Genomic DNA, 12,270 nt, shown 5'->3' with positions numbered 1-12,270 from the left:
GGAATTCGTGCTGGTCAAGGGAGGGGTGTTTGTTGTTATCTAACTTTCATTTTTTAATAGGAAAACCTCATTATGAGAGCTTTACAAATGCGTGTTTAGAGGCGGAGAAAAGTTTGGTTGTGAGTCCGGCGACGTGCGCGATTTTGACGCGCCGCGCGCTGGAGCTTGCGGTGAAGTGGGTGTACAGCTTTGACAGCGCTTTGAAAGTTCCGTATCAAGATAATCTTTCCAGTTTGATTCATGACAACGTCTTTTTGTCCATTATTGATGAAGACTTGTTGCCGTTGTTGCGTTACATTGTCAAACTAGGAAATGTCGCGGTTCATACGAACTCGATGATTACGAGAGAGGAAGCGATTCTTTCCCTGCATAATCTTCATCAGTTCGTCTCTTGGATTGATTATTGTTATTCGGATGAATATACGGCTACGGACTTTGACGAATCATTGCTGCCAATCGGAGAGGAAAAGCGCGAGCGTCCGGAAGAATTGAAAGATTTATACGAACGGTTAAGCTCCAAAGATAAACGTCTCGAAGAAATGATGAAAGAAAACGAACAGCTTCGCGCTCTTCTCACCGCCAAACGGGAAGCGAATACAAAAGAATATCACTTCCAAGTGGATGAACTAAGCGAATGGGAAACAAGAAAGAAATATATTGATTTAGATTTGAAGTTGGCGGGTTGGGAATTTAAAAAGGACGTTATTGTGGAATACCCTGTCGTTGGCATGCCGAATGAGGAAGGAGTCGGCTATGTCGATTACGTTCTTTTTGGCGACAACGGAAAGCCGCTGGCGGTCATCGAAGCGAAACGGACAACCGCTGACCCGAACAAAGGAAAGCAACAAGCCAAGCTATACGCCGACTGCATTGAGAAAATGCATGGCCAACGTCCGATTATTTTTTACACAAACGGTTTTGAAACGTATATTTGGGACGACCTTAACTATCCGGCGCGGAGAGTTTCCGGCTTTTACAATAAGGAAGAATTAAGCTTGCTTATTGATCGTCGGACGATGAAGAAGCCGCTAAAAAATGTGCAAATCAATGACAACATAACGAATCGCTATTACCAAAAAGAAGCGGTTTTAGCCGTATGCGACGCGCTCGAGAACAAACGGCGCAAAGCGTTGATTGTCATGGCGACGGGGAGCGGCAAAACCCGGACGGCGATTTCGATTGTCGATGTTCTTACCCGTCATAATTGGGTAAAAAATATTTTGTTTTTAGCGGACCGCAAAACTCTGGTAACGCAAGCCAAAAACAGCTTTAGCCATTTGTTGCCGAACTTGACGCTTTGCAATTTGCTCGATAACAAAGACAATCCAGAGGAAAGCCGCATGGTGTTTTCGACGTACCCGACAATGATGAACGCGATTGACGAAGCGAAGCGAAAAGACGGCAAACGTCTCTTTACCGTCGGGCATTTTGATTTAATTATCGTCGATGAATCCCATCGCAGTATTTATAAGAAATATCGGGCTATTTTTGACTATTTTGACGCGATATTGCTTGGGCTTACCGCCACACCAAAAGACGAAATTGACCGCAATACGTATGAAGTGTTTGATCTGGAAAACGGTGTGCCGACCTATGCCTATGAGTTAGATCAAGCGGTTCAAGATGGCTATTTAGTGGATTATCGTACCATTGAAACAAAGCTCAAATTTTTGGAAGAGGGCATTCATTACGATGAGTTATCTGATGAAGAAAAAGAACGATATGAAGAAACATTTGATGATGAAGTAGGCGAGGATATTGACAGTGCCGCGTTAAATGAATGGCTGTTTAATGACGATACGATTGATACGGTACTCAGAGATTTAATGGAAAAAGGAATTCGCGTCGAAGGCGGGGACAAACTCGGCAAAACGATTATTTTTGCGAAAAATCATCGTCATGCGGAACGGATTGTGGAGCGCTTTGATCAATTGTTCCCTGAATACAAGGGCGGCTTTGCACGAGTTATTGATTACAGCGTGAACTACTACCAAACATTAATCGATGATTTTTCCGACCGCAACAAATGGCCGCAGATTGCGGTATCGGTCGATATGCTCGATACTGGAGTGGATATTCCGGAAGTCGTCAACCTTGTGTTCTTTAAAAAGGTACGCTCCAAATCAAAGTTTTGGCAAATGATCGGGCGCGGAACCCGTTTATGCAAAGACTTATTCGGAGTCGGACAAGATAAAACGCATTTCCTTATTTTTGACTATTGCGGCAACTTTGAGTTTTTCCGGGAAAATCCGAAAGGAATCGAAGGAAAAGCGGTGGAAAGCTTAACGGAGCGTCTATTTAATGCCAAAATCGAAATCATTAAAGAACTGCAGCATTTACAGTACCAAGAAGAAGAGTATATTGCCTATCGCAATGAATTGATTGACGAGGTGCTAGCGGAAATCAATAAGTTAAACGAAGAAAACTTCCGCGTACGCCAACATATTCAATACGTACACAAGTTTAAAAACCGGACTAAATGGGACTCCTTAACAGCGATAGATGTCAATGAAATCAAAGAACATATTTCGCCACTGATTGTTCCGCTAAACGATGATGAATTGGCGAAACGTTTTGATTTACTCATGTACACGATCGAATTGGCGAAGCTGCAAACGAAAAATGCCACAAAGCCGATTCGGAGTGTGATTCGCACCGCAGAGGCGTTATCTAAGCTCGGTTCGATTCCTCAAGTGGTGGAACAAAAATATATCATCGAAAAGGTGCAGACGGAAGAGTTTTGGAGCGAAGCCGATATTTTCGAATTGGAAGCCGTTCGCGAAGCGTTGCGTGATTTAGTGAAATTCCTTGAAAAAGAAACGCAAAAAATTTACTATACGAACTTTAAAGACCAAGTTTTAGAGGTCAAAGAAAACGGCCCGATGTTTAATGTCAATGATCTGAAAAATTATCGGAAAAAGGTGGAACATTATCTGCACGAACACCGCGATCAGATGGCCATTTACAAGTTGCGAAATAATAAAAAGCTAACCGTCCAAGACTTAAAAACGTTGGAGCATATTCTTTGGAATGAGCTTGGCACACAGGAAGATTATAAAAGAGAATTCGGAGACACACCGATTACAAAGCTTGTCCGCCAAATTGTCGGCCTTGACCCGCAGGCCGCCAACGAGGCGTTTTCCGAATTTTTATCAAGCGAACGGTTGAACATCCAACAAAGCCGTTTTGTCAAATTGATCGTCGATTACTTTGTGAAAAACGGGGTCATGGACAAGCGGGTGCTGCAGGAAGAACCATTTAAAACCGTCGGCAGCATTGTTGAACTCTTTAAAGACAACATGGACGACGCGCGGAGGATTATTAGCATTATCGATGAGATTAACAGAAATTCAGAAGATATTGTGGGGGCTTAGCTGAAAACATTTTGCTGGTATCTAAACTTATTAAAGAATATTCGGTTAGTTGGGCCTTAATTGTTCAACTAGCCGAATAAATATATTAAGTGGCAACATGCTCTTTAGATTTGTACGGAGATCGCAAGTAAGTAACAGGGTGGTTAAATTAATGAATTTTATTTCAAGTTTATACGATGAGAAAAAGGTATTAATAACTTTAGAAAAGTATGATATCTCTGACCTAAGTACTCCCCATACGATTAGAACAATAATTGATAATTTTGAGGAAATGAAAAGTTATTATGAAAAGAAGAGCTTTGGATGTATTGATGATATAAATGATTACATTGATGTTTTGTTTTTGAAGTTCGTAACCCTATACAACGAAGATTCTGACTATTTGCTTGAGCCTTATAAGGGGCAGTTAAAACAGGTTATTAAATATTCAGCAAGCAAATTGAATCAAGTCAATAACTCAAGTTTAGTAAAATTTATTGCGTCATCTTATAAAGATATTTTTAGATATAATAATAAGTATTTCAAAAGTGGAGTTAAAGACTTGACAATACAGCTAATTATAAAATTTTACAATGTACTTAAGAACTCAGGTATTTTGGAATATATGATACGGGAAATGCCTATTTTTGTTTACGATAAGTTTAGTGCATTGTCAAATATATTAAAGGATAATAATGGGGAATTAATGAGATGTTTGTTGCTGGATGATGACAATTTTGAAAAACTCTGTGCCTATAGATTTGAAAATATTTGTGAAACGGTTGAAAGATTATATCAAAGCAATTTTAGGGACATTGCATGTGAATTGGGCGACAAAATATATAGGTATATTGAGAATCAGTTCAATAGCGGGACACAGCATGTTTATTATTTGCAAACCATCATTCACAGAGCGAATAAAACACTGTATTTTATACGTTCCGAACATTCAAGACAAATAGAGAATTATCTTAGAAGAATTAACGAAGAGGCAGAGAAATTCTTGTTAGAGAATGGCCAAGAATTCCACTTTGAATTATCAACAGCTTCATATGATAATTTAATGGAAGAATTAGATAAAATGGGATCAGACTATTTTACAAAATATATGACAATAACACATCGGCAAAATGCTCATAACCTCTGGTGTTCAATATTGGAGGAAGAGGCAAAGAGATATGAACCTTCATTAGTTGATTTGGTAAGAACACCTTTTAACTCCAACCAGTATTTTACATATGGGAAGTTCAGGGCAATGGATTTACTGATCACCAGCCATTCAATGTCATTGTTTTACTGGTTTAGGAACCCGAATAGAGTAAACGAATTTAGGGATTCTCTGAAAATGGTTATTGACTCTATTCTCGAGGTGCTGAGTTACGATACAAAATATGATGACTTGGATAAAGATATAGATGCGTTAATAGCAATCCTTTGTGATAATAGAGATACTGGAAAAGCTGTGTTTTACCATATGAAAGCAATGTTTGTGATCACATTTCTAGAGAAAGTGCTTAGACTTATTTATATATGTATTGAAGAGAATGCCTTTTTTGAAAGGTCAAGGATAACACTTGGTACAATCCTAGGGACTTCAAGTAATAATGTGGGTGTATTAGACAATATAATTGGTGAACACCATCATCGCTGGACTAGATATTATTTTTTACATGAGGATAGAGATGTAGGCCTTAATTATCGTAATAGATTGGCTCATTCAATAGATATAAGTGTCGGTGAAATAACACTCCCGGTTTTTATGAAAATTGTTTGGCTAACTCTCTCGACAATTAATTCAATTTTCGTGAATCTGATAAATAACGGTTAAGGATTAGGCAAACTATAAAGGGGTACTGATGTGAATTTTGTAGCGGCTAACAATTACGAATAACAAATTGAGGTATCAAAGCGGGAAATTCCTACGGGGAGCGTATGATGCCTCCTGAGCAGTTTTCTAAATGAGTTTTACAAATAATTGAGTTTTCATCAACAGAGGAACAAGTTATCGCCAACCAATCGCTCAGCTTTTGTTGTTTTTTGTAAGAAAAAAGTGCAGAGTATTTCAGTATATAAATTCTGTCATATTGAATAAAAATTCAACCAAATTCTCGCTATTAAAGGCTTAATATGGAGCCTCTGCAGCCATGATTCTTTTGCTAAGCAGCCAGCTGTAGCAGATTTGGCAAACCTAAGCAGGTCATCATGGCTACTACTCCATGTAAAGACCCTATGTATAACGTTTGTTTTGCGCATCTCTGCACTTTTATTTTGCACTAAACATCCCAAAAGAACTACCTCGTTTTTGGAATCATGCTTCTATCATGGCTGATTTGTCTTGTTTCCCGCTATTCTTTCCTTATCAAAAGCGGATTAGGTGAACACTGCTACTATCTTGAATATCTGCGATCACCACTCAAGGCATGTAGAAAGTGTAGCTCGATTAGTGTTAAAGATAAGAGCATAAATAAACTCTTGCTAAAAATAAAAAACTCTTCTTGCCAAAACCGAAGTAAAGTTTTGATAATATAACAGGAAAAAGGAAAATCCTTCTCCATCCAGTTGACTGAACTGGTTAGGATGAAAAATAAACAATTTTTCAAGAGAAACGGGATGGGCTCCTGTTTCTCTTTTTTTGTTAGGGAATAATGGGGAAGGGGAAGAAGCATTCATTAGAAATACTAAGATAGACTGGTTCACGTTGAATGCTCAACTCTAAGCAGTTTCATTAAATAGCTGATAATTGGGGATGTTATACAAATGAGGTCATTGCAAAGGGGGAAGTACTGATGATATATGGGTTAAAAGCGACACAAATGATGGAAATAACAGCAGTGATCCTTAGTCTTATTGGAAGTTTTTTATATTACTTATTGGAAGTTTTTTATATTAAGAAACAATTTTAAACGATATGGGTTACTCTATTTTATAAGCGGTTTGACGGGAGCTTTCCTTTGTTTTGTATTTGTTTCTATCGGATTTTACTCTTTTCCGGCTAGACTTATCCCTATGTCACCGATACCTATCATTGAAATGTTTACGGTCATTCCTTTTTATGTTCTTTTCGGAGTGAGATATAGTCCGTCTAAATGGGGATGGAAGATCCCCTTTTACTGGGGGATGGTTCATATCGCGATGCTTTTAGAAATTTTCGTGTTATTCCCCCAGTTAAGATAATGGATTACAAAGAAAACTGGGATGCTTGGGACTCTTATACATGGTGGTGGATTTATTTGCTTCTTTTTGAGTGGATTGGTGGAAAAATTGTTCCAACTCATTCAAGAAAACCGATACAATCTAAATCTTTTCGCTATAGAAGATGGGGATGGGTTGTCTTCCATTTTATTGTGATTACGACAATATTTTTAGCAGGTGTTTATACAGGATGGAATTTAAAAATGTGAACGATTTCTTACTCCCGTCGAAGAACAGAATTTTTTCTATAATCTGTGGTGCCATGACATGTTTCCGTTTCGCTGCAAATTGTTGAAGAAGCACAAATGAATACGGCATGGGTTCTGTTGGATACTGAACCCATGCCGTAATTTTTTTATGCGTGTCTGCTTGACAGGTGCTCATAATGTTTAGGCTCTCTTCTTTCATTTACCGCACAAGTGCAGCCGGATGTTTTGGCGTGGGCGGGAAAGTGCAAGACATATCCAAGCCCTATGATTCTAGTTTTTGCGTTTCTCCGTTATAGATATTTAAATCCAATTCTTTAGTGATGCGGCTGGTGACGACACCGGCGGTCATGCTTCCGCTGACATTCAAGGCAGTTCTTCCCATGTCAATCAGCGGCTCTACGGAAATGAGCAATCCTGCTAATGCTACTGGCAGATTCATGGTCGATAACACTAGAATCGCCGCAAACGTAGCACCGCCGCCAACGCCTGCAACCCCAAACGAACTGATGGTGACGACTAGAATAAGCGTCAAAATAAAGGAAAGAGAAGTTGGATCGATGTTAACGGTTGGCGCGATCATCACTGCAAGCATGGCAGGATAAATGCCGGCACAGCCATTTTGCCCAATTGACAGCCCAAATGAGCCGGCAAAGTTGGCGATGCCTTCGGGAACGCCAAGCGCGGTTGTTTGTGCTTTAACATTCAATGGAAGAGTGGCCGCGCTTGAACGAGAAGTGAATGCAAACGACAGTACCGGCAGCACTTTTTTTACGTAAGTAATAGGGTTTAGTCCGGACAACGCTAAAATTAGCAAATGAACGGCAAACATAACGAAAAGTGCAATATAGGAAGCCACGACGAATTTTCCTAGTTTTGCAATAGAGTTGATATCGCTTGTCGCAGTCACTCGGGACATAATGGCTAAAATTCCGTAAGGCGTTAGACGCAGCACTAGCGTGACGATGCGCATGACGATCGTGTACAGGGAATCCACTATTTTTTTGAACATTTCCGCCTGTTCAGGCTGTTTTTTGGCAACTCCTAAATAAGCAATGCCGACAAAGGCGGCGAAAATAACAACCGCTATGGTGGATGTGCTGCGTTGTCCCGTGAAATCTAAAAATGGATTTGCCGGAAGCAGCTCGATTATTTTTTGTGGGAAAGACAGGTTTTGAATTTGTTCATATTTTTGTTCTAACTCCTGCCCACGTATCTGTTCCGCCTCTCCCGAAGGAATGTCCACCGCCTCTAATTGAAAGCCTAATGAGGCCATGATGCCGATAGAAGCAGATATCGCCGTAGTGCCCAATAATAGCCCAATAATGAGCGTGGCGATTTTTCCTAAATTATTAGATATAGAAAGTTTGGTAAACGCCATAACGATAGAAATGAAAACTAATGGCATAACAATCATTTGCAACAGTTTTACATAGCCTGTGCCGACAATGTCAAACCATTGGGTGGACTGCTGGACGATAGCGGAACCAGCCCCATACACTGCCTGCAATGCGAACCCAAAGGCGATTCCGAGTCCAAGAGCAGTAAATACCCGTTTGGAGAAGGAAACGTGTTTCTTTTGCATATAGGCCAGAACACCAATCAATAATAGCAATATAGCAACGTTGAAAATGATTAGGTAAACATTCATCGTCAATCCCTCCTGACACGTAAAATTACTCTAATGATTAAAAAACGATATGTCAAGTGAGCTTTATTTATCATTTGCTGAATAGCCATAAAATATACCGATGGAAAATTTCATGCTTTTATACTTAAGTAAAAAGTAAATGACATCATTTACCTAATCCGGATTTCTTGAAATCATTTCCGAATTTCGGGTTTTTTATTATGTTTAAGAGATCTAACAAACGAAGAGTTATCTTCATATTGTTAGGATGTTGCTTACTTATTCAAATTAAAATATATTTGGGAAAACACAAAACTTATTTGGAAATAAATTTGATTTAATGTAAAAAATGAATAAAATCGTTTTTTTATTCGATTTAAAATGTTGTAAAAGTATATAATATATTCATAAAAATAGTTAACTTAACATCAACAGGAGATTAGAATGGAGGAGCAAGTAATGCTAAAGATTGAATATCCAAAGCCCAGAGACTGGAATACGAAGGCCTTCGCAATGCCCAATATACCTAGAGGTAAAAATGGTTATCAAGAATCATTAGAAATAATTTTAAAATCTTTAGAGAATAATATGTCTTACAACACTATTATTACAATTCCTGGTAGTAATAGACAAATGACATTAGATAAACTTTGTATTGCTCTGAGACCAAGTGGGATTGTGTATAAAAACAAAAATGGATGGGGAATTTCATCAGAAGCCAAAACTTGGCTAGAATTGAGAGATGATTTGTATCTAGCAGCACTTCTTAATGCAAATATACGTTTTTTCTCCGAAGTACTTGCAATACTACAAGTTCCACATACAGCGAGTGAAATTTTAAATATCGCAAATGAAGATTATAAATTAAGTTGGAAAACTAAAAATGAAGTGAATGCTAGGTTAAAATGGTTGCTAGATTTAGGTTTAATTGTTTATAAGGATTTTTCAATGAACTATTCCATTACAGAATTAGGAAAAAAGTTTCTTGAAATAGCGGGGTATGTAAAACCAGATGAATTAGTTAAGAATATCGATCCGACTTTAGAAGAAGAAACCATTCCAATTTCAAAATGGGCTTATAAATTATGTGAAATGGAAAAATCGGAACTTTCTTCACGAAAAATTAGTATTGGATATATACCGGGAAGTATAGAAACTATGCATAATACCATTTCAGATTACTTATTATTGATGAATTCACCAACCGAATTGTCTATAATTATTGAATATTCAAGAAAAAATTATCAAATTTCAGAATCCTCAACCAGATCATTTATTTCGGCTTTAGTTAATATGGGTTTTGTAGAAAGGAAGACAAGGACATTATTTCAAATAACAGAATTGGGTAATAGATTTCTTTCAACTAATTCAACACTTGACTTTGCTTGTTGTATTCATAACAAGTTTGCATTTGTTTTTGAAATATTAAACGAGCTTAAAGAAAAAAGTTTGGATGCTAAGAGTCTTGCGGTTACTGCCAAAGTATCTTATGAATTCCCAGCCGAAAATATTAGTGAAATTCATAAACGATTACATATTTTATTAAATGCCCAACTTATTCAAGAAGCAGGGGGGAATTCATTTAGTTTAACAAAACGCGGTGAAAAGTTTTTGCAAGAAATAAATGTTTATTTATCTGAGAAAGAAAATAAACAGGCTACTAATGTTTCGCAAAAAGCTTCTCCTGTAAAATATAACAAATCAAAGGTAGATGAATGTTTAAAAGAAATAAGATTGTCTTCTAGAGATTCATCAAATCCTAATCGTTTTGAAAAGGCTGTTGAAGAAGGTTTCAAATTGCTAGGTTTTAAAACCGAATTGCTTGGTGGGGCAGGCAAAACAGATATTCTTATACAAGCTCCAACAGTATCCAAATATGCTTATACAGTTGCTGTTGATGCCAAATCAACCTATAGTGGTGGTATAACAGAAGGACATATTAATTTCGATACTATAACAGATCATAGAAATTTACACAATGCAAATTTCTCCTTAATTGTAGGACCTGAGTTCCATGGGGAAAGATTAATAGAAAGAGCTGAGAAACACCAAGTTGTATTACTTGATGTAGATAGTTTTGAAAAATTAATACGTTTTCATATGGAAGTGCCATTAAAGGCGGATTCTTACAAAAAGATTTTTATGAAGGCTGGAATTGCCGATTTAACCTTAATTGAGGAAGATCGAGAAAGTTTATTAAGGGACGGGAAGTTGCTTCGGGCGATAATAGAGTGTTTATCGGAAGAAAGCAACGATCCAGTTACAGAAGGGATTATTCAACCACGAGAAATATATCAAATATTAAAAAATAAAAAGGAATTTTCTAGTCCACCATCATTAGAGGAGATAAATGCTATGTTAGAGTTTCTATCTTCTCCTTTAATTGGATGTGTAGGTCAGACCAAAGAAGGGTATTATGCAATCGGCTCGTTAGCAGATGCAGCACAAAAATTTAGTTTTTATTTTCATGCTTGTAGTAAAGAGTGAAATGTGATGGATAAATTATATGTGTGTAAATAGGTGCGAGTGCGGTGTGGGATGGATTTAAGACAATGGTTAAATATGTTGTTTTAAAAACAAAAGGTAAAAAATTTTATAAAGTGACATCTAAGAAAGTTGAAGAACGCGACCGAACTATAAGTATCGTAACACGTATTAACAATAATGAAATATTTTTTAAGTTGGAAGGCCTTGAGAGTGTAGAGGAGTTAGATTTAGCGCTTGAAAATTACTTCCTATAATTGAAAAACAACTTAATGAAATGAAAAGCAATAATCAAATTTATATTGCTAGTTTCGATAAAATACTAAAATGAGTGGGTTACTGAAAATTTTATAGAGAAAATAAGAAGGGAAAATGGCTTATAAAGATAAGCCATGCTGATAGTTAAAGGCAAACACTGCTACATCAAAATTGTTTGCGATTACCACTCAAGGCATGTGGAGTGTGTAGCACAACTACATTTTGGAAATAGAATAAAAGCTCATTCTAATTAATATTAGAGTGAGCTTTTTTAGTTGATGAGATTAACCAGTTTTCTGGATGGTGCCTGACGCGAAATTTTACTATGTAGGTACCGACCTAGGAAAATTGATAGGACCTTTTAATCTCTATAAACGAACATACGTTCTATAAAAACCATCCATCAGGCAAGGAAAAAGGGAAATTCACATGATTCTTGTCTAAAAAGTGTTCTTTCGGGCATTCAAAGCGGATTTGGACCGATTGTACGCCTGCAATCGGTAGTCCGCACGCGTTTGGAATGAATGTCTTTGATTGGCGAAAGGCGATTTTCTCCAATACAGCTGCTCGATCATCTAAATGGAATGAAGGTGGGGAGGTTCGTATGGTTTTACGAAGTCTCAATGAAAATAGGCGTTTCAATCAGCAAAATAGGCACTTCAATCAGTAACAACCACCCAACAGAGCACATAGCTTGTTGAAGAGAGTACTCGAAGTAGTCGGTGGAATTATCTGCTTCACAGATATCTTTCTGATTGCTTTCGTTCTACTCTCCACTCTTGGTTGCGTCGACGGAAACAACAAATTTGTAACAATAAGGAGATGGTATGAAATGTATAATTTCCAAAATGAACTTCAAATGTTAGGTATGGATGATTTCGTAGCGGACGAGGTGATGGTTTGGGATCCTCAAACCCAGACCTATGTTGTCGATGATGCTCGTCAATTCGGTGGACATTGTGGTGGACGTTGCGGAGGACAGTGTTTTGGACGTTGCGGAGGACAGTGTTTTGGACGTTGTGGAGGACAGTGTTTTGGACGTTGTTTTAACTGCTTTAGATGCTTCAATTGCTTTAGATGCCACAATTGCTTTGGCCATTGTTTTGGAGGAATTTAAGAAGGAACTGCCCCTGCATAATCCTCTGCA

Annotated in this window: 8 protein-coding genes; 7 read left to right on the top strand and 1 reads right to left on the bottom strand. The window is 37.7% G+C overall.

Features of this window, described 5'->3' with window-relative positions; all coding sequences use genetic code 11:
- The first annotated feature begins 32 nt into the window (after positions 1-32).
- From FNL97_RS15740 to FNL97_RS18575, 4 genes are all read left to right on the top strand, one after another.
- The gene (locus FNL97_RS15740; protein ID WP_143416131.1) at positions 33-3,374 is read left to right on the top strand and encodes a DEAD/DEAH box helicase family protein; all 3,342 of its coding nucleotides are present in this window, start codon (positions 33-35) and stop codon (positions 3,372-3,374) included.
- Between the two features lie 151 nt (positions 3,375-3,525).
- Complete coding sequence (locus tag FNL97_RS15735) at positions 3,526-5,181, top strand: hypothetical protein (RefSeq protein WP_143416130.1); 1,656 nt, start codon at positions 3,526-3,528, stop codon at positions 5,179-5,181.
- 1,019 nt (positions 5,182-6,200) lie between these two features.
- Entirely contained in the window at positions 6,201-6,527 is a 327-nt protein-coding gene (locus FNL97_RS18580; protein WP_353652912.1) for a CBO0543 family protein, read from the top strand.
- Positions 6,446-6,754, top strand: coding sequence for a hypothetical protein (locus FNL97_RS18575; protein WP_286173576.1), 309 nt, complete (start codon positions 6,446-6,448; stop codon positions 6,752-6,754). Before FNL97_RS18580 ends, FNL97_RS18575 begins: the two co-directional genes overlap by 82 nt.
- 262 nt (positions 6,755-7,016) lie before the next feature.
- Here the strand turns inward: FNL97_RS18575 and FNL97_RS15725 are convergent, their stop codons facing one another.
- Entirely contained in the window at positions 7,017-8,402 is a 1,386-nt protein-coding gene (locus tag FNL97_RS15725) for an L-cystine transporter (RefSeq protein ID WP_143416129.1), read from the bottom strand.
- A 423-nt stretch (positions 8,403-8,825) separates the two neighbouring features.
- On the opposite strand from FNL97_RS15725, the gene FNL97_RS15720 reads away from it, so the two are divergent.
- The 3 genes from FNL97_RS15720 (at position 8,826) to FNL97_RS15710 (ending at position 12,240) form a co-directional block, all read left to right on the top strand.
- Positions 8,826-10,868, top strand: coding sequence for a hypothetical protein (locus FNL97_RS15720; protein WP_244319639.1), 2,043 nt, complete (start codon positions 8,826-8,828; stop codon positions 10,866-10,868).
- 44 nt (positions 10,869-10,912) lie between these two features.
- A complete protein-coding gene (locus tag FNL97_RS15715) occupies positions 10,913-11,122 on the top strand; it encodes a hypothetical protein (protein ID WP_097354107.1) in 210 nt (69 codons plus the stop codon).
- 833 nt (positions 11,123-11,955) lie between these two features.
- A complete protein-coding gene (locus FNL97_RS15710; RefSeq protein ID WP_081189853.1) occupies positions 11,956-12,240 on the top strand; it encodes a heterocycloanthracin/sonorensin family bacteriocin in 285 nt (94 codons plus the stop codon).
- The last annotated feature ends 30 nt before the right edge of the window (positions 12,241-12,270 follow it).

Source organism: Geobacillus sp. E263, assembly GCF_007197795.1.
Classification (GTDB): Bacteria; Bacillota; Bacilli; order Bacillales; family Anoxybacillaceae; genus Parageobacillus_B; species Parageobacillus_B toebii.
Note: the sequence above shows the minus strand (reverse complement) of the source record. Positions and strands in the feature narration are given on the sequence as shown.

Excerpts from the sequence above, each read along its gene's own strand:
- FNL97_RS15735 (WP_143416130.1), top strand. The coding sequence starts at position 3,526 with ATGAATTTTATTTCAAGTTTATACGATGAGAAAAAGGTATTAATAACT.
- FNL97_RS18575 (WP_286173576.1), top strand. The coding sequence starts at position 6,446 with ATGGAAGATCCCCTTTTACTGGGGGATGGTTCATATCGCGATGCTTTT.
- FNL97_RS15725 (WP_143416129.1), bottom strand. The coding sequence starts at position 8,402 with ATGAATGTTTACCTAATCATTTTCAACGTTGCTATATTGCTATTATTG.
- FNL97_RS15720 (WP_244319639.1), top strand. The coding sequence starts at position 8,826 with ATGGAGGAGCAAGTAATGCTAAAGATTGAATATCCAAAGCCCAGAGAC.
- FNL97_RS15710 (WP_081189853.1), top strand. The coding sequence starts at position 11,956 with ATGTATAATTTCCAAAATGAACTTCAAATGTTAGGTATGGATGATTTC.